Origin of the sequence: Larkinella insperata, from assembly GCF_026248825.1 — a bacterium.
Classification (GTDB): domain Bacteria; phylum Bacteroidota; class Bacteroidia; order Cytophagales; family Spirosomataceae; genus Larkinella; species Larkinella insperata.
In genome coordinates, this window is sequence record NZ_CP110973.1 from 3258015 (window position 1) to 3278200 (window position 20186).

Consider the following 20186-nt stretch of genomic DNA (forward strand, 5'->3'; position numbering starts at 1 on the left):
ATGCTGCAAAATTACTGGAAAATAACCGTTCGGACGTTGTTGAAAAACAAGGTCTATGCCCTAACCAACGTGCTGGGACTCAGTGTCGGTATGGCGGCCTGTGGCTTGATTGCGCTCTACATTTTTAATGAATGGCGGGTGGATCGGTTTCACGAAAAAGGTAACCGGATTTACCGGGTGGTGACCAATACCGTCTCCGCGGGCACAGCCGAACGCGCGTCCAATACCGTCGGTCGGCCGCTGGCCCGGGCCATTCGGCAGGAAGTGCCGGAGGTGGAAGCGGTCGTGCCGGTGCATTGGGCCAACTTTCCGATTAAGCACAACAACCGGTATTTCTTCGAGAAGGAATTATACGTCGGGCCGGATTTCCTGACCACCTTCACCTTCCCGATGCTGGAAGGCGACGCCAAAACCGCCCTGAGCGAACCGTATACGCTCGTGTTGACCGAAAGCACGGCCCGGAAGTATTTTGGTAGCGGACCGGTTGTGGGAAAGACGCTGATGTTGAACGATACCTTGCCGTTCCGGGTAACGGGCGTGATGGCCGAGCCGCAGCCGTCGCACCTTGATTTTCAGGTACTGCTTTCCTTGCCGACCTATTACGCCCAGGGCAATACCGTAGAGGGCGAATGGTTTACCTGGGATGAGTTCTGTTACGTGCTGCTGTCCGAAAATGCCGATCCTGCGCTGGCGGAGCGGAAAATTGCGGCTCTACCCATGAAGCACAACGGGCCTGAATACCGGGAAAACGGTATTCAGGTGACGCAGTCGCTGGAGCCCGTTTCCCGGATTTACCTGCATTCCACCGGTATTCCGGACCCAGGCGGGGCCAACCGAACCGCGGGCAGCGCCCAACAACTTCAATTGCTGGCGGCCATCGGGCTATTTCTGCTGGTGCTGGCCGGAATCAATTTCGTGAATCTGACCACGGCCCACCAGGGCGAGCGGGCGAAGGAAGTGGGCGTTCGGAAGGCCATCGGAGCCGGGTATACGGCTTTGGTGGGGCAGTTTTTGAGCGAGTCAATTCTGCTGGCCTTTCTGGCCGGTTTGCTGGCCGTCGTGATGATGCTCACGGCTTTGCCCTTTCTGAATGAACTAACCGGAAAACCCATTCCCGCAGCCCTTTTAACCCAACCGGCGACCCTGCTGATTGGCCTCGGCTTTTTGCTGCTGACGGGCCTGCTGGCGGGCTGGTATCCGGCTTTGCTGCTGGCCCGGTTCCGGCCGGTGGACACGATGAAAGGGCGGTTGGTGACAACCCGGGGGGCGGGGCTTCGGCGGGGGCTGGTGGTTTTTCAGTTTGGCATTTCGCTGATTCTTATCATCAGTACCATGGTGGTAATCCGGCAGTTGCGGTTTATGCAGGGCCAGAGCCTGGGCTTCGATAAAGAACGCGTGCTGACGGTCGAACTGCGCAAGTTGCCGCGGCTGGATTTTATTCAGAATTACGAAAGCCTGAAGCAGCAGGTGGCGGCTTTGCCCAACATCAAGTCCATCACGGGTGTGTCGGCTCTGCCGGGACGGGACGGCTGGTCCGGCCAGATTGTGTATCCGGAAGGCCGTCCGCACGGGCAAACGCTGTCGATGGAGGTCATTCCGGTGGATCATGATTACGTGAAAACCCTGGGGCTGACCGTCCGCAGCGGGCGCGATTATTCCCGGCAGTTTTCGACCGACGCCGGGCAGGCGGTATTGCTCAACGAAGCCGCCTGTCAGGCGATTGGCTGGAAAGCCGACGAAGCCGTCGGCAAGCGCATCCAGACGGCGGGCCTGTCCGACGGGCGCGTGATTGGCGTTCTGGCCGACTTCCATCAACACGGTTTGCGGGAAAAAATCAAGCCGGTGCTGACCTTCATTACGCCCGCTTACACGTACCGGTATCTGTCGCTCCGGCTGGGGGCGGGCGACGTACGCGCTTCCGTGGCGGAGGTTGAACGGTTTTGGCGCAAGCGTTTTCCGGGTTACGAATTTGATTACTACTTTCTGGATGAGGACTTTAACCGGCAATACAAAACCGAGCAGCAACTTTCCACGCTCGTTGGCATCTTTGCCGGCCTGGCCATTTTTATTGCCTGCCTGGGCTTATTCGCCCTGACGACATTTACCGCCGAAAAGCGGACGAAAGAAATCGGCATCCGCAAGGTGCTGGGTGCATCCGTCGCCAGCATTGTAACTTTGCTCTCGAAAGATTTCCTGAAACTGGTTTTTGTTTCAATCCTGATAGCCTCGCCGGTTGCCTGGTACGTGATGAGCCATTGGTTGCAGGAGTTTGCCTACAAAATTGAAGTCGGCTGGTGGATTTTTGTGCTCGCGGGGGCGGGCGCCCTTTTCGTTGCCTTCCTGACGGTCAGTTTTCAAAGCATCAAAGCCGCGCTGGCCAATCCCGTAAAGAGTTTAAAAACGGAGTAAAACCGTTCGAACACGGGGAAGCAGATTCAAAATACCGCGTAGTCGTTTTCATCAAACCTTCATCCGTCTCCGTTCAAGAGCGCTGTTGATATGCTACAGAACTACCTCAAAATTGCCTTCCGCAACCTCCGGCGCAACAAGCTGTTTTCGCTCGTCAACATCGTTGGGCTATCGCTCAGCATGGCCGTCGGAATCGGTATGCTGATCAATCTGAAAGAGGGCTTCGAAACCGATCATTTTCACCCGTTCCTGGACCGTACCTTCCGGGTGCTGACCGACGCCAGCACGCCCGAGGGGCGGACGCGCTGGGCCACAACCCCGCAGCCCGTTGCGGCTCCGATCCGGCAGATGAGTATGGTCGAAGAGGTGGTGCAGGTGCGGCAGGGCGGGAGCGTCCGTGTGCTGACGGATCGGGGTGAAATAGCGGTTAATACGGCTTTCACCGAACCTTCCTTTTTTCGGGTTTTCGGTTTTTCGCTGGCAACGGGCAATGCCAGTACGGCTTTACAATCCCCGCAGACGGTTTTACTGAGTCAGCGCGTGGCATCCCGGCTTTTCGGGGAACAGAACGCGGTGGGGCAGACGGTGTTGTTTGATGGCTTGGGCCGTTTTGCGGTGGCCGGCATCATTCAGGAGCCACCCCTGCGCACGCACCTGCCCGTTGAAGCGGTTTTCTCGCTGCAAGCCGCCCGGAGCCTGGAGAAAGCGGGCCGGATCCCGGTGCTGTCGGATCAGTGGGCGGATTACAAAACCACGGCTACGTACGCCCTGCTCAAATCCGCCGATGATGCGGCAACGTTCAGCCAGTTGGTGGGTCGGATGGGGCAAAAACCCAACGCTGCGGACCACCAGACGGCGCTGGCTTTTTCGGCGCAGCCCATTGAAGACATTACGCCCTGGAACCCGGCCATTCAGAATGACCGGCACGCGGGCATGAACTGGACCGGTATTCGTCAGAGTTTGTTTTTGATTGCCGCCCTGACCCTGCTGGCGGCTTTTAATTATACGAGCCTTTCGCTGGCGCGTTCACTCACCCGGGCCAAAGAAGTTGGCATTCGAAAAGCCAGCGGGGCGCTGGGAAGACAGATTTTGGGCCAGTTCCTGACCGAATCGACGATCATCGCGTTGTTTTCGCTGCTGGTTGGATTAATCCTCTGGCACACGGTGGTCAACTCCGGCTGGTTGCCCGAATCCGAAGGGCAGGCGTCCTGGCCGGACATTCAGCTACTGAGCTGGCTGTTGCTGTATGCACTGCTGACGGGTGTGGTCGCCGGGGGTGTTCCGGCGGGCTTGCTGTCCCGGTTGCAGCCCGTCCAGGTGCTGCGGAATCTGCAAACGGTTCGGCTGTTCCAGAGTGTTGGTTTTTACCGGGTTCTGATCGTCATTCAGTTTGCCGTTACAACCATGCTGATGGTTTTTCTGGTGGTTCTGCGCGATGCCGGTATTCATACCAGCGACCAGCTCCGGAGCGTATTGCCCACAAATGTCGTGCTTTTGTCGCTGCGGGGAGTACCGGCAGAAACGGTTAAACCGCAGTTGGAGCAACTCAGTCAGGTTCGGCGCGTTACGGCCACGAGCCAGGTGGCCATTTACCCGGCCACCATTCCCTGTACGTTGCAGGTAGCCGGAACGTCGCCAAAGGCCGTGTTTTCCAAAGCCATTGATGAAAACTACGTTTCTGTTTTTGGGCTGACGATGCAGGCGGGTCGCAACCTGCCGCCGAATCTGTCGCCCACGCAGGAGCAATACGTGCTGGTGAACGAGCAACTGGCGCGTCAACTGCCCGGCAACAAACCCGAAACCGCCGTTGGGCAGCGCATTCGGATCGACTCCGTCGATGTGCAGATTGCGGGCGTGCTGGCCGAGCCCGACGCTCAGTTGTCGCCCATTCCGCCCACGGTTTATCGGTACAAACCCGCTCAGGCTTCGTTGCTGGCTCTGGAAACCGAACCCGGTAGCGAGTCCGCGGTTCTGGAAGCCAGCCGCCGGATCTGGCAGGACCGCGTACCCGACCGCCTGCCCGAAGTCTACCAGTATGATGAAAAAATCAACGAGGATTTTCAGAAAGGACTCGGGACGATAAATCTGTTTTTCGGCTTCTTCTGCGGACTGGTTATGCTGGTGGCCTGTCTGGGCATTCTGGGCATCTCGGCTTACGCGGTGGAAGTACGAATCCGCGAGATCGGTATTCGTCGGACGCTGGGTGCGAGTTCCGGGGAGGTGATCTGGACGCTCTCAAAAACGTTTGTTAAACTGCTGTTGTGGGCGGGCGTTTTTGGGCTACCGGCGGGCTGGTTCTGCGGAAAACTGCTGCGCGACCGGATGGCTTCCGGGGTTGACCTGGGGCCGGTCAATTTGCTGGTCGGGTTTGGCCTGGTGGTGCTGGTGGGCGGGTTGACCGTCCTCTCGCAAACTGCAAGGGCTACCCGGATAAAACCAGCGGATGTGTTGCGGGGCGAATAAACCGGTTGACCCACATCCTTTAGATGCATTCAGAATCAGCCAGCGAATATATCCATAATACCTACTGTGATGCTACGGAATTATTTTAAAATCGCCTTTCGAAACCTGCGGAGAAACAAGGTTTTTTCCGGAATCAACGTGTTTGGCCTGGCCGTCGGGCTGGCGTCCTGCCTGCTGCTGTTTATCTATATTTCGCACGAACTGAGCTACGATAACTTCCACTCCAATGCTGATCGGATCGTGCGCGTGGTGATGGAGTACAGCATGGAAGGCCAGGTGAGCCGGGTGCCGCAAACCGGTACCAAAGTAGCACCGGAGTTTGGGCGCCAGTTTCCGGAAGTCGAATCCGGCGTTCGCATGGAGAGCCGTCCGGCGGTGGTTAGTTACGAAGACCGGCGGTTTAGCGAAAAACGGGTTGTGTATGCCGACTCCGCCCTGTTTTCCATCTTTTCGTTCCCGTTGAAGCAGGGCAATCCGAAAACCGTCCTGGCCGGGCCTAATCTGGTGGTTTTGTCGGAGTCAACGGCGAAAAAGTATTTTGGCAGTCAGAATCCGGTCGGAAAAACCGTGCGGATCAACGCCGGAGGTGGCGATAAAGAGTACGCGGTGACCGGGGTGGTGGACGATTGCCCGAGCCATTCGCAGATCCAGTACGATCTGCTGGCGTCGTTTACATCCCTGTCGGCTTCCAAAGAAGAGCAGTGGTGGTCGGCCAATTACGCGACGTATCTATTGTTGCGCAAACCGGAGTCCATTGCAACGCTACAGGCCAAAATTCCGGGCTTTATGAAAACGCAGTTTGGGCCGAACGGAATGACGGGTGGTAACTATTTAACTTACAGTCTGGAGCCGCTTCGTCAGGTTCACCTGCATTCGGACGTGGAAGGGAGTTTCGAGCCCAACGGCGATCTGCTTTACATCTACATTTTTGGCTCGGTAGCCGTGTTGATTCTGGTCATTGCCTGCGTTAATTACATCAATCTGGCCACATCGCGGGCCGTGGAGCGGGCGCAGGAGGTGGGCGTTCGGAAAGTGATGGGGGCGCAGCGGACCCAGTTGTTCGGGCAGTTTATGGGGGAATCGCTCCTGGTAACGTTTATGGCCCTGCTGGTCGGCCTGTTGCTGGTTTATCTGAGTCTGCCGTTTTTCAACGATCTGTCCGGCCGTTCCTTCTCGTTCGAGGTACTGATGCGGCCGGCGAGTGGAGCGGGCCTGGTGGGCGTTGGCGGACTGGTTAGTCTCGTCGCGGGTGGTTACCCGGCGCTGGTCCTGGCCCGGTTTGAGCCGGTCCGCGTTCTGAAAGGCCATTTGAAAACCGCCGGGGCCGGGCAATTCCGCCGGGTGCTGATCGTATTCCAGTTTGCAATCACGGCTTTTCTGATTGTCTGCACCCTGCTGGTCCGCAACCAGTTGTCGTACATTCATGATAAAAAGCTCGGGTACAGCAAGGAACACGTCCTGGTGCTGCCCGCCGACCAGCAGGTGAACGAAAAGATCCGGGCGCTAAAATCCGAATTTAAGCAAAACGCCGATGTTAAGCAGGTGGCGCGGGCGTACGAATCGCCGGTTTTCATTAATGGGGGTTACAGCATGCACCGGGTGGGAATGCCGGATGACCAGTATAAATCCGTGACGGCCCTGCCGGTTGATGAGGATTTCGTTAAAACCATGAATCTGCGGATTGTGGCCGGTCGTGATCTGACGGCGAATGATTTTCAACGGGCCACCGTGCCCGGCGTGGACAGCCTGACGTACTATCATTTCATCCTGAACGAATCGGCGGTGAAGGAACTCGGCTGGAAGTCACCCCAGGAAGCCATCGGTCAGAAAATGGACATGGGGTACGGACGACGGGGCGAAGTGGGCGCGGTGGTCGAAGATTTTCATTTTGCCTCCATGAAGCAGAAAATCAGTTCGCTGGTGCTGTTTCCGGAAGACGGCGGCCACGTTGTGCTGGTCAAGCTGTCGGGAAGCCGGTTGCCCGGTACGCTTCAGTTTCTGGAGGAGAAATGGAAAACAATCGTTTCCGGTCGGCCTTTCGAATACGAGTTTCTGGACGAAGAATTTGACAAACTCTATTCCGCTGAAGCCCGTACGGGCAAAATCTTTACGGTTTTTGCGAGCCTTTCGGTTTTGCTGGCTTGCCTGGGCCTGTTTGGGTTGTCGGCCTACACCACCGCGCAACGCACCAAAGAAATTGGCATCCGCAAAGTGCTGGGCGCATCGGTGCCGAGCATTGTGCTGCTGCTTTCCAAAGATTTTCTAAAACTTGTCGTCGCTGCCATTGTGCTGGCATCACCGCTGGCGTGGTGGGCCATGAACCGCTGGTTGCAGGATTTTGCCTACCGCGTAGACGTAACCGGGTGGGTGTTCGTGATCGCTGCCCTGATTGCCGTTGGCATTGCCTTCCTGACGGTCAGTTTCCAGAGCATCAAAGCCGCCCTGATGAATCCCGTGAAATCATTGAAAACCGACTAGTTTATTCCGGCGGGTGGCCCGTTTTTACCCGCGGAATTCCGGTTCAGCCAACTTTGTTCAGACCGTTCGACAGCGTATGTTTTTCAACTACCTCAAAATTGCCTTTCGCCAACTGCGGGCGAATCGGTTGTTCAGCTTCCTGAACATTCTTGGACTGACCGTCGGGCTGGCCGTCAGCACGTTCATTGCCCTGTACGTCTGGCACGAGTTTCACTACGACCGGCACCATCCGTTTGCCGACCGGACGTACCGCATCCTGTCCGTCTCGAACTATGGCGGCCAGGATGTGTCGTTTCCGGGAATGCATGAATCCGTCGGTACGGCCATTAAACGCCAGATTCCGGAGGTAGAGGAAGTCGTGCGGATGACCGACGGCCTGGGTGATGTGGTCCTGCAAGCCGACGCCAATCACCGGTTTAAAGAGGAAAATATTGGTTTCGCCGATGCGCCCCTGCTGGCGGTGATGGGAGTTCGGCTGCTTCAGGGAGACGCCAGAACCGCCCTCCGCGAACCGGGGCGCATTGTGCTGACGCGCCAACTGGCCGAGAAATATTTCGGTCGCCAGAATCCGCTGGGTAAAACGCTGCTATTCGACAAACATCATCCGCTGATGGTCTCGGGCGTTGTTGATGAATTGCCCACCCAGAGCGTCATCGGTTTCAATGCGCTGGTTTCGTTATCGTCAATGCCGACGCTGGGGCCGCGCTACAGGCACAGCTACCAATATGCCGGTTTTCTGACGACGTACCTTGTGCTGCGTCCGGGTGCGAACGTAAATCAGGTGGTGAAAAATCTGCAACAGGTTAAAAGCGGCTTGAAGTTTACAGACCAGTCGGCGAAGTACGTTCTCGAAGGACTGCCATCGCTGCACCTGGACAGCCGGATTGCGCAGCAGGGCGCCCGGCAGTCGCTCTACATCCTATTGACCGTTGCCCTGCTGATTCTGGTGCTGGCCGTCATCAACTACGTCAGTCTAACCACCGCCCGCGCCACCAAACGCGCCCGCGAAGTAGGCGTTCGGAAAGCCGTGGGCGGACAGCGCAACGAGTTGATCGGGCAGTTTTTTACCGAATCCTTCCTGACCACCACGTTGGCTTTTGTTCTGTCGTTGCTGGTTTTGCAGGGCTTGTTTCCGTGGGCCAACCGGGCGTTGAATCTGTACATGGACAACCGGGTCTTGTGGCAGGGGCCTTACTGGGCCCTAATCGGCTTTTTATGGCTTGGATGTTCGCTGCTGGCGGGCAGTTATCCCGCGTTGCTGTTGTCGCGGTTTCGGCCTCAAGAGGTGCTGAAAGGAACCCTGAGTTCGGGCCGGAACGGCAGCAAGGTTCGGCGGGTGTTTACTACCGTCCAGTTTTCGGCTTCCATCGGGCTACTCATTTGCAGCATCGTGCTCTACGCTCAAATGCGGTTTCTACGCACCAAAAACCTGGGCATCAACCGGGCACAGGTCGTGGCTGTGCACATCGACGGTGAGATGGCCCGGCAATTTCCCGCCCTGCGCGACGAAGTGCGGCAGTGGGCCCGGCCCGAAAATGTAGCGGTTTCCAACACGGCGCTGTTTACGGACGACGTAACGACGTACTTTCTCAGCACCGCCCAAACTAAAAAACAATTGATGGTGAACACGTTGCTGGTTGATCGGTCCTTTTTGGGCATGATGGGCATTCGCTGGAAATATCCGCCCGTCGATTGGGAGACGGGATCGGTTACCAACGAGCTGACCGTTTACAACGAAACCGTCATGAAAGAAGCCGGTATTCAGGGAAATCCGTTGCGGCAGGCAACCCCGTTCAAGGAGTTTCGGACGGATGGCGTGGTGGCTGATTTTCACATTCATAGCCTGCGCGGGGCGGTGTCGCCCATGATGCTGACCATCACCAGTGACACCAACCGCACCCTGGTGGACAACGGCGGTTATCTGCTGGTTCGATTCAATCCGCAGACCGACGTTTCGCAGTCGCTCGGTGCGCTTCGGGCCATCTACGACCGGCACCAGCCCGTAGCGCCTTTTGATTACTATTTTCTGGACGACGCCTATAACGCGCTTTACGAAAAAGAGCAGCGACTGATGCGGCTGTTCAACGGTTTTACGGGCCTGACGCTGCTGGTGGCCTGTCTGGGTCTGCTGGGACTCATTACATTTTCGGTGGAAGCCCGCACCAAAGAAATCGGAATTCGCAAGGTGCTGGGCGCATCCGTCGCCAGCATCGTTACGCTGCTCTCCACCGACTTCCTGAAGCTAGTCCTGATTTCCATGCTGCTGGCGTCCCCCGTTGCCTGGTACGCAATGGATAAATGGTTGCAGGATTTTGAATACAAAGTCACCATCGCATGGTGGATGTTTGCTTTGGCGGGTGGCTTTGCCGTCGTTCTGGCGGCCCTGACGGTTTCGTTGCAATCCATCAAGGCGGCTTTGATGAACCCGGCGAAATCGTTGAAAACGGAGTAGGAGGGCGGTGGGCGGTTTCAACGGGAATCGCTGCCCGCCAGTTCACCCGACCGATTGCCGGTAGGAAGTCGGGGTGGTGCCTTCGAGCATCTTGAATAACCTCGAAAAATAGTGCAGGTTGTTGAAACCGGCCTGGTAGCAGACCTCCGTTACGGTGATGGCCGGGTTGGTTAGCAGGCGCTTCGCCAGGTTGATGCGTTCGCGGATGATGTATTCCATGGGCGATAAACCAAAATCTTCTTTGAATAACCGGAAAAAGCCCGATTTGCTCATGCAGGCTTTCTGGCAGAGGACGTCAATCCCGATTTTCTCGGTCAGGTGCTCCCGGATGTAGTCAATAACGGCCGCAAAGCGGTTGGTGGCAGGTAGACTGTTTTCCACCGGTGCCATATTCTGGGTCTGGATAACCCGGATGAGGAGCGATTTGAGCGTGAGATCGGCCAGTGCATCCTTCGCCGGATCATCCTCCATGCTGATGCTGATGAGCCGGTTCATGACGTTGGCCAGCTCCCGATTGTTGTAAAAATGGTATTGGCTGAAGTTTAACTTCCACTCCCCGAGGGCGTCCTGCCTCGGGTAATAGTCGTTGAGAAAATGCAGCGTCTGGTTGACCACCTGCCAGTCCAGGGCAATGGTGGCGCATTGCACCGGGTGCCTGTCATCGGCTTCTGGAAAGTCTACCTTCATCGAGATGCCTTCGGGAAGAATAACCGTTTCACCCGGCAGAAAATCAAAGCCTGCTCTCTCGGACAAGTACATCACTTTCCGGCCCCGCATCATGCTGGTAATCACCAGACCGTCGTACGATAGCACGACGCCGGAACAGGGGTGGTACGTCTCGAAAATATTAAGTTCGTACTGGTTCAGGTTGAAAACACGCCGATGCTCCACCAACGAATGCAGCTCTTTGGAATCGGACAGGTTGATGGGGGCCAGTTTGCAGCCGCAGAGGTTTGCCTGTTTTGTCGTCATATTTTAAAGAAACGGTTTTTGGGAGAGAGGCCATTCGTTTTTCAGTAGGATTGGATAATAATATTATTTATTGGTATTATCGTGTAAATTCACCGCCGGGTGCTTTTACTAGCTTTGCTTACAGGAAGTTATGCTACGAGTGGCGTAAACAGTTTAACCCCGAAAGTCATGAGCATCACGTTAGAGCAAGCAGAGCAGGCTGTAAAAGCGGCCAAAGCCAAGGCAACCGAGATCGGAACCCTGATGAACATCGCCGTAGTGGACGCGGGTGCCAACCTGAAGGCGTTTGTGCACATGGACGGTGCGTGGCTGGGGTCGATTGATATTTCGCAGCGGAAAGCCCGAACGGCCCGGTATTTTGACATGCCGACCGGCGAAATCGGCAAACTTTCGCAACCCGGCGGTTCCCTGTACAACATCGAACATTCAAACGGCGGCCTGATTACATTCCCGGGAGGCATTCCGATTAAAGATCAATCCGGAGAAATCATCGGAGCCATTGGTGTGTCGGGCAGTACCGTTGAAAATGATCACACCGTTGCGCAGGCCGGTGTTGATGCAATTAGTGAATAAACCCCTAAACCTTTCCAACTATGTGTCAAAACCACGGTGTTGCGTACATCAAACCCGGTGTCGTTGAAGTACAATCCATTGAGTATCCGAAGCTGGCGCTCGGCGACCGCAAATGTGAACACGGCGTTATTCTGCAAATCGTCTCCACCAACATCTGCGGCAGCGACCAGCACATGGTGCGCGGACGAACCACGGCTCCGGCCGGGCTGGTGCTGGGCCACGAGATTACCGGCCTGGTGATCGAAGCCGGGCGGGATGTGGAGTTCATCAAAGTCGGCGATCTGGTGTCGGTGCCGTTCAACATTGCCTGCGGCCGATGCCGCAACTGCAAAGTCGGCCAAACCGGTATTTGTCTGAATGTCAATCCATCACGTCCTGGTGCGGCTTACGGCTACGTCGACATGGGCGGCTGGGTTGGCGGACAGGCCGAATACGTCATGGTGCCCTACGCTGATTTCAACCTGCTGAAATTTCCGGACAAAGATCAGGCAATGGCTAAAATCCGGGATCTGACGCTGCTGTCGGATATTTTCCCGACGGGTTACCACGGCGCGGTTTCGGCGGGCGTTGGGCCGGGTTCGATTGTGTACGTGGCCGGGGCGGGGCCGGTCGGGCTGGCCTGCGCGGCTTCCTGCCACCTGCTGGGGGCGGCCGTGGTCATCGTCGGCGATATGATTCCCGAGCGGCTCGAACAGGCCAGAAGCTTCGGGTGCGAAACCGTCGATCTACGGAAAGACACCCCGCTGGCCGATCAGATTGCCGCCATTGTGGGCGTACCGGAAGTCGATTCGGCGGTCGATTGCGTGGGGTTTGAAGCGCGCGGCCACGGTTCAGAAGCCGGTACGGAACATCCGGCTACGGTTTTGAATGCCGTCATGAGCGTAACCCGGGCGGGCGGGGCCATCGGCATTCCGGGGCTGTACGTTACGGGCGACCCCGGCGCGAAAGACGATGCCGCCAAAGAAGGCAGCCTGAGCATCCGGATTGGGCTGGGCTGGGCCAAATCCCACTCGTTTTACACGGGCCAGTGTCCGGTGATGAAGTACCACCGGCAGTTGATGAACGCCATCCTGTACGACAAAATCCAGATTGCCAAAGCCGTTAATGTGGAGGTCATTACGCTTGACCGGGCTCCGCAGGGGTACCAGGATTTCGATAAAGGAGCCGCCAAAAAGTTTGTGATCGATCCGCACGGCATGATTCCCAACTGAGCGGCTTAGCAAGTCCGTAAAACGGTTTTCTAAGACTTGTCCGTAAATGTACGCCCGGCGTCCGTTTACGGACATTTTATTTTATTTTCTTGCGATATAAAATTGAATTTCAGGGGGTTGTGATAAGTGGTATGTGGTTTGGTCGGACTTAGCATGATACGTGGCTCCTGCCCACGGCTTTTATCCTATGATACGCAACTACATTAAAATCGCCTGGCGGAATTTGCTGAAAAACAAGGTGTTTTCGTTCATCAACAGCGTCGGCTTGTCGGTCGGATTAACCTGCTGCCTTCTCATTGCCGCTTTTGTTGACGATGAACTCCGTTACGACCGGTATCCGGTCAAGGCAGAACAGATTTACCGGGTGGGCGTTCGCCTGACCGGCAACGGAGCCGTTACGGAGTTTCCCAACGCGGATGTGGCGGTTGGGCGCGGTATTCAGCAGGCATTTCCCGAAGTCGAAGCATCCACGCGCCTGTTCCGGTGGAACCAGATTTTCGTCCGCTACCGGGAGAAAAACATCAAGGAAAAAGCAATTGCCATCGTCGATTCGAATTTTCTGGACATTTTCTCCATTCCGTTTCTGGCGGGCGATCCCAAAACGGCCTTGCGCGACCCCGGCTCCGTGGTGGTTACCCAAGCCTTTGCCGAACGGTTTTTCGGTTCAGAACCGGCGCTGGGCAAAATTCTGAAGTTTGGGCAGGACCAGCAGGCGCGGAAGATCACGGGCGTCATCGAAGCCGTTCCGAGAAACAGTCATTTTCACTTCGACCTCTTTTTGAGCGTGGCCGGGGAAACCTTCGCCCAGCGGCAGGATTGGAGCAACGTCGGTTCTTACACCTATCTGGTGCTCAAAAAGGGCGCTGATCCGCAGAAACTGGAAGCGAAATTGCCGCAACTGGTGGCCGAGCACGTCGTTCCGGAAGTGCAGCGCGACATGGGCGTCAGTCGGGCCGAAGCGCAGAAGTCGGTCGAGACGTTCCGGTTTTTCCTGCAACCGCTCACCGACATTCATTTGCGTTCGGCCACCAAATACGAACTTGAGCCCAACGGCAACATCAACTACGTCTACATTTTCAGCATTCTGGCGGTTTTTATCCTGCTGTTAGCCATTGTCAACTTCACAAATCTGTCGACGGCCGGGGCGGCCAAACGCTCGAAGGAAATCGGGATTCGCAAGGTGATGGGCTCGGTGAAGGCGCAGTTGGTGGGACAATTTCTGATTGAATCCATTATCATGACGTTTCTGGCGCTGTTTCTGGCGCTCGGACTGATCTCGATGCTTCTGCCGCTCTTTAATGAATTGGCGGGCAAGCAGATTGAACTGGCGACGTTCTTTAAGGCGGAAAAGCTGATCGAGATGCTGGTTTTGGGCGCGTTCGTTGGGTTGCTGGCGGGCAGTTACCCGGCTTTTTTCCTAGCATTCTCAAAAATTACGACGGTTTTAAAAGGCGGTTCGGTGCTCCAGACGGGCAGCCGGAACGGTTTGCGCAGCGGTCTGGTCGTTTTCCAGTTCGCCATTTCCGCCATCCTCATTATTGCCACGATTGTTTCGTATCAGCAGCTCAAATTCATGCAGACCAAAACGCAGGGGTTTGACAAAGAGCAGGTTCTGGTGATTCACGACACGTATACCCTTGGAACCAACGAAACCGTGTTTAAGGATCAGCTGCGGCAGGATAGCCGGGTTGTTCAGGCCAGTCTTTCGCGCAGCGTTCCCCTGAGCAGTGATCTGCTGGAGGGGACGCAGATTTACGGAAAAGACGCCGTTAAGAAGGAAAATACGAAGGAAATTTCCACCACTATTTTCCGCATTGACGATCAGTACTTACCCACGCTGGGCATCAAACTTCGGCAGGGGCGTAACTTTTCCAAAGCCTTTGCCACCGACTCTTCCGCGGTTATTATCAACGAAGCCGTCGTTCGGGAGCTAGGCTGGGGAAAAACCAACCCGATCGGCAAAACGCTGGTTCGGTCGGGGCGGAAGGAGTTTACGGTGATTGGCGTGGTGAAGGATTTTCATTACGCGTCGGCACGGCAGAAAATTGCTCCGCTCATGATGCTGCTGGGCTACAATTCCGGGGCAATACAGGTGAAAGTGAAAGTGGACGATGCCGCCGGGGTTATTGCCTCAATGCGCCAAAAATGGGCAGCTTTTAACCCCCCGGCCCCCTTCACGTACACGTTTCTGGACGAGCGGTTTGAGGCTCTTTACGCATCCGAGCAGAAAACGGGCAGCCTCTTTACGGTCTTTGCGGGAATTTCCATCGTGATTGCCTGCCTGGGGCTGTTCGGCCTGGCTACCTTCACGGCTGAGCAGCGCACGAAAGAAATTGGCGTCCGGAAAGTGATGGGGGCCAGTTCGGCCAGCATTGTCCTCCTGCTGTCGAAAGATTTCCTGAAACTGGTTCTCGTTGCGGTCCTGATTGCCTTTCCGGTTGCGGGTTGGACCATGCACCGCTGGTTGCAGGATTTCGCCTACCGCATCGACCTCTCCTGGTGGATCTTTGCACTGGCGGCTCTGCTGGCCGTTGGCATTGCGCTGCTGACGGTCAGTTTTCAATCCATCAAGGCGGCTTTAATGAATCCGGTGAAGAGTTTACGAAGCGAATAATTCCAAACCTATCCTATGAGCCATGTTTAAAAATTACCTGAAAATTGCGTACCGAAACCTGCTTCGGCAGAAGAGTTTTTCGGCCATCAACATCGTTGGCCTCACCGTCGGGCTAACGTGCTGCTTCCTGATTCTGCTGTTCGTCCGGCACGAACTGAGTTACGACACCTTTCAGCAGAAATTCGACCGGATTTACCGGGTCACTTACCTGCCCAAGTTTGCGGGCCTGACCGAGCCGCTGGCCCTGACCCCACCGCCCGTCGCCCCCTTGTTGTCGGCCAATTTCTCGGAAATTGAGAAATCAGCGCGGGTTTTTCAGAGCAGTGCGACCATTGAAATGAAAAACAATCCGCAGTCGCAGCCGATCAAATACGATGAGGAACGGTTTTTCTTCGGCGATTCTACCCTGCTCAATATCTTCTCCTTCCATTTTCTGGAGGGCGATCCGCGCACGGCTTTGAACGACAAGTTTACGGTGATCATTACCGACGAAATTGCGCGGAAGTATTTCGGCAAAACCAGCCCGATCGGCAAAACGCTGTTGTACGAAGGGCGCCATCCGCTGCGGGTGACGGGGGTAGTGGAGGAGTTTCCGGATAATTCGCACATTCACATCGATCTGCTGTCGAATTACGAAACCATGTACGCGACCGAAAGCGAGGCCGTGCGGCAAAACCTGCCGCAAAACTGGGTGATCTCGCACGGCTACACTTACGTGTTGCTGCGGCCCGGTCAGTCGCCGGAGACGGTTAACGCCCGGTTTCCCAACTTCCTGACCACCTACGCACCTGCGCAGTTTGCCAAAGACATTGAATACAAACTGGAGCCGCTAAAGGATTTTCACCTTCGCTCACCAGCCCAGGCCACACCGGAAGCCCCCGGACGAATGCTCTATATTTACGTTTTCCTCGGCGTTGCGTTCATCACGCTGCTGATTGCCTGCATCAACTTCGTGAACCTGTCGACGGCCCGCTCCCTGAAACGGGCCAAGGAGGTGGGCATCCGGAAGGTGCTGGGCAGCGAAAAACAGCAGTTGATCACCCAGTTCCTGGGCGAATCGCTGTTGCTGAGTGCCGTGGCGCTGATGTTTTCATTCGTTTTGATTGCCGCGCTAATTCCGGCGCTCAACAACCTGACGGGTAAAGAATTAACCTTCCGGTATTTCCTGTCCGACGCCGGGTTGATGCTGCTGTTTGTCGGAATTGCGCTCGCAACGGGCTTGCTGTCCGGCACGTACCCCGCTTTTTTCGTGTCTGGTTTTCAGCCCATTGCTACGCTCAAAGGCAGCTTCGTGAGTGGGAAAGCCAAAGGCGGACGGATGCGCCAGGTGTTGCTGGGGGCGCAGTTTGTCGCATCGATTGCCTTGATTATTGGTGCGCTGGTGGCGTTTCGGCAACTTCATTACATGCAAAACCAGCCGCTGGGTTTTGAAAAAGACTTTATCATTACCGCCAATACCCGCAACGAGAAAATTACCAATGTTTTTGCCGACCGGTCCGACAGCACGTATTTCCGGCTGCGGACGTTCCGGGAAATGCTGCTGAAGAACCCCCGTGTCCGGCAGGTGACGCTTTCGACCCAGCCCATGGGTTCGGGGTCGGTCCGGCGGAATGTCGTGGCGGAAGGCCACACGGCGGATGAAAATATCTTCATGGGAACGATGGGCGTCGATCACAATTTTGCCGCCACCTACGGCCTGAAATTCGTGGCCGGACGGGATTTTTCCGAGTCGTTTCCGACGGACCGGACGACGGCTTTTGTCATCAACGAAACGGGCGTGAAGCAACTCGGCTGGAAGTCGGCGGCCGTCGCCGTCGGCAAGTCGATCAATATGGAAGGAAAGCAGGGCAAAATCATTGGTGTTCTGAAGGATTTTCACAACCAGTCGCTGCAACGCCCCATCGAAGGAATGATCATGACCATCGACCAGCCTTTGCTGCGGCTGTTTTCCATCAAAATTCAGTCGCAGAACCGGGCGGAAACCCTGAAGTTTATTCAGCAGGAGTGGGACCGGTATTTCCCCGAAAAAGGCTTTGCCTACACGTTTCTGGACGAAAGTTTGTCCCGGTTATACGAAAGCGAGCAGCGGCTGAGCAAGCTGATCGGTTATTTTGCCGGGCTGGCGGTTCTGATTTCGTGCCTGGGTTTGTACGGGCTGGTGTCGCTCGTCACGCAGCAGAAAACCAAGGAGATTGGCATCCGCAAGGTGCTGGGCGCCACCGTCAGCAGCATCGTCGGGCTGTTATCGCGGGATTTTGTGATTCTGGTGGTGATTTCGCTGGTCATTGCTTCGCCGGTAGCGTGGTGGGCCATGAACAAATGGCTGTCCGAATTTGCGTACAAAATCGACATGGAGTGGTGGATGTTTGCCCTGGCGGGTATTCTGGCGGTGGCCGTAACCCTGTTGACGGTCAGCTTCCAGAGCATCAAAGCCGCCCTGATGAATCCGGTCAAGTCGTTACGCAGCGAATAAAACGTTCTAAACCTGAACCATCCCTGCTCTGATTATACCTTAACGATGAACGCTCTCAAAACCACCCTGCGCCATCTTTGGCGAAACCGTTTGTTTACGGCCCTGAACATCATTGGCCTGTCGATTGGTATCAGCGGCTGCTGGGTCATCTACCGGATTGTGAGTTACGAGTTTAGCTTTGATCAGCAACAACCCAACCGCGAACGGATTTACCGGGTGGTGAGCCGGTTCAAATACGACGGAACCGAGAGCGGTAACGCCGGGGTGCCCAAACCGTTGCCCGAAGCGATCCGGCGGCAGGTGCCGGGTGTAGAGCAGGTGGTGCCGGTGTGGGATCAATGGACGCAATCCGCGCGAATTCCGGGGGGCAAAACCGGTGCAGACCGGTTTTCGGAGCCGAAAAACCAGATTATGACCAACCGCCCGTATTTTGAGCTGGTGCCGTACCGCTGGCTGGCAGGGAGCGTGGCTACGGCCCTGGATGCGCCGGATAAGGTGGTGCTGACCCAAAGCCGGGCTGAGGAGTATTTTCCGGGTGTGGAAGCCGCGAACGTGCTGGGCCGGACCATCGTGTACGACGACACGGTGGCCGTGCGGGTTTCCGGGGTGGTGGCCGATCTGGATTTTCCGAGCAGTTTCAACGCCAAGGAAATTTTTCCGCTCGAACCGAAAGGCGATGTGGCCGCGCAGTGGGGGGGAGTTAGCTCCAACAACCGCCTGTATCTCCAGTTAGCCCCCAAGGCATCTTCCCCGACGGTGCTGAAACAAATCAATGCGATATCGTATCAGCACGGCCAGGAGAACATGAAGAAATACCACTTCGAGCGGTGGCACGCCCTGATGCCGCTGGCCGATGTTCACTTTTCGACGGAATACGGCGAGAACATGCGGAAAGCCAACCGGAACGTGCTGTACGGTTTGATGGGCATTGCGGCTTTTCTGCTGGTGCTGGCCTGCATCAATTACATCAACCTTACGACGGCGCAGGTGCCGCAGCGGGCCAAAGAAATCGGTATCCGGAAAACGCTCGGCAGTTCGCGCTGGCACCTGATCCGGCAGTTTCTGGGCGAAACGCTGGTGATCACGTTTCTGGCGGTTTTGCTGTCGTATCTGCTGTCGATCTGGGTGCTGGCAACGTTCCACGAACTGATTCCGGAGGGGATGGAAAACCACGTGAGTTACTGGAAAATTGCGGCTTTTCTGCTGGGATTGATGCTGGGCGTAACGGTCTTATCGGGCGTGTATCCCGGCTGGCTGATCACCCGGGTGCAGGCCGTGAGCATCATGCGTGGACAGGCCACGGGATCGGTCGGGAAAAACCGGCTGACACTCCGTAAAAGCTTGATTGTGTTTCAGTTTGTGGTGGCTCAACTGTTTGTTGTCGGGACCATGCTGGTGGGGCGGCAATTGCATTATCTGCTGAATAAAGACCTGGGGTTCAACCGGGAAGCGGTTGTGCTGGTTCAGGTGCCCTGGAAGTTGTGGAATGACCCGGCGTATCAGGGGCGGCAGTTTACGATGCAGCAGGAACTCGCCAGACAGCCCGGCATTGCCCGTGTTGCGCTGGGCGAATCGCCAATGAACACGTCGTTCAGCAGCGATAATTTTCAGTATAGAAATAGCCGGGGGCAGGTTACCGAGCGATCCGTGTTCTACAAGACCATCGATACAACGCTGCTTGCGCTGTATAAAATACCGTTGCTGGCCGGACGAAACCTGTCGGCCGCCGATACCGTTCGGGAGTATGTGCTCAACGAAGCCGCCCTGCACGCGTTCGGTTTCCGGTCTCCGCAGGAAGCCATCGGCAAATTCATTCAGAAGCTCGACGGCCGGGCGATTCCGGTGGTGGGCGTGGTGCGGGATTTTCATACCGGGACGTTTTACCAGAAGATTGAGCCGCTGATTCTGACGAGCGAAAAGCAAAGTATGCGAACGTTCAACATCAAATTGAAGTCGTCGAATCCCGAACAGTGGCAGGCGGCCCTCCGGCAAATCGAACCCGTCTGGAAAGCGTTTTACCCCACCGAACCCTTTAAATACAAATTTTACGACAGCACTCTGGAGGAAATGTACACCAGCGAGCGAAATACGGCCCGAATCATCAACCTGGCGACGGCCGTGGCGTTGGTGATTAGTTGTCTGGGTTTGTTTGGCCTTTCGACCCTGATTGCTTACCAGCGGGTGAAAGAGGTGGGCGTTCGGAAGGTGCTGGGCGCAACGGTCCTGAGTATTGTTGGCCTGCTGACCAAAGATTTCCTGAAGCTGGTGCTGGTGGCAATTCTGATTGCATCGCCGATTGCCTACTATTTCACCGACCGATGGTTGCAGAATTTTGCGTACAAGATCGATATCGAATGGTGGATTTTTGCCGCCGGAGCCGTTATGGCCATTCTGATTGCTTTCATCACGGTCAGCTTCCAGAGCATCAGGGCGGCTTTGGCCAATCCGGTGAACAGCTTAAAAGATTCTTGATCGAACGGTTTGAATCCTGCCGGTTCTTCCATTCAAAACGGTTTGAAGTTATCAAAACCAATCTTCCAT

Annotated in this window: 10 protein-coding genes; 9 read left to right on the forward strand and 1 reads right to left on the reverse strand. The window is 55.8% G+C overall.

The window, feature by feature from the left end:
- The 4 genes from OQ371_RS13210 (at position 1) to OQ371_RS13225 (ending at position 9802) form a co-directional block, all read left to right on the forward strand.
- Complete coding sequence (locus OQ371_RS13210; protein ID WP_265994242.1) at positions 1 to 2409, forward strand: ABC transporter permease; 2409 nt, start codon at positions 1 to 3, stop codon at positions 2407 to 2409.
- A 90-nt stretch (positions 2410 to 2499) separates the two neighbouring features.
- Positions 2500 to 4872 carry an ABC transporter permease gene (locus OQ371_RS13215; protein ID WP_265994243.1) on the forward strand — a complete coding sequence of 791 codons (2373 nt, stop codon included), beginning with the start codon at positions 2500 to 2502 and terminating at the stop codon, positions 4870 to 4872.
- Between the two features lie 69 nt (positions 4873 to 4941).
- A complete protein-coding gene (locus OQ371_RS13220) occupies positions 4942 to 7350 on the forward strand; it encodes an ABC transporter permease (protein WP_265994244.1) in 2409 nt (802 codons plus the stop codon).
- Between the two features lie 76 nt (positions 7351 to 7426).
- Entirely contained in the window at positions 7427 to 9802 is a 2376-nt protein-coding gene (locus OQ371_RS13225; RefSeq protein ID WP_265994245.1) for an FtsX-like permease family protein, read from the forward strand.
- Between the two features lie 42 nt (positions 9803 to 9844).
- On the opposite strand, the gene OQ371_RS13230 is transcribed toward OQ371_RS13225, so the two are convergent.
- A complete protein-coding gene (locus tag OQ371_RS13230; RefSeq protein ID WP_265994246.1) occupies positions 9845 to 10774 on the reverse strand; it encodes an AraC family transcriptional regulator in 930 nt (309 codons plus the stop codon).
- 168 nt (positions 10775 to 10942) lie between these two features.
- Here OQ371_RS13230 and OQ371_RS13235 point away from each other — a divergent pair, with 168 nt between their 5' ends.
- The 5 genes from OQ371_RS13235 to OQ371_RS13255 all read left to right on the forward strand — a co-directional run bounded on the left by OQ371_RS13235 (position 10943) and on the right by OQ371_RS13255 (position 20117).
- Positions 10943 to 11347 carry a GlcG/HbpS family heme-binding protein gene (locus OQ371_RS13235; RefSeq protein WP_265994247.1) on the forward strand — a complete coding sequence of 135 codons (405 nt, stop codon included), beginning with the start codon at positions 10943 to 10945 and terminating at the stop codon, positions 11345 to 11347.
- A gap of 20 nt (positions 11348 to 11367) precedes the next feature.
- The gene (gene fdhA / locus OQ371_RS13240; RefSeq protein ID WP_265994248.1) at positions 11368 to 12558 is read left to right on the forward strand and encodes a formaldehyde dehydrogenase, glutathione-independent; all 1191 of its coding nucleotides are present in this window, start codon (positions 11368 to 11370) and stop codon (positions 12556 to 12558) included.
- Positions 12559 to 12745: 187 nt separating this feature from the next.
- On the forward strand, positions 12746 to 15172 hold the full coding sequence (locus OQ371_RS13245) for an ABC transporter permease (protein ID WP_265994249.1): 2427 nt from the start codon (positions 12746 to 12748) through the stop codon (positions 15170 to 15172).
- 22 nt (positions 15173 to 15194) lie between these two features.
- Positions 15195 to 17645, forward strand: coding sequence for an ABC transporter permease (locus OQ371_RS13250; RefSeq protein WP_265994250.1), 2451 nt, complete (start codon positions 15195 to 15197; stop codon positions 17643 to 17645).
- Between the two features lie 45 nt (positions 17646 to 17690).
- The gene (locus OQ371_RS13255; RefSeq protein WP_265994251.1) at positions 17691 to 20117 is read left to right on the forward strand and encodes an FtsX-like permease family protein; all 2427 of its coding nucleotides are present in this window, start codon (positions 17691 to 17693) and stop codon (positions 20115 to 20117) included.
- Positions 20118 to 20186: the final 69 nt, after the last annotated feature.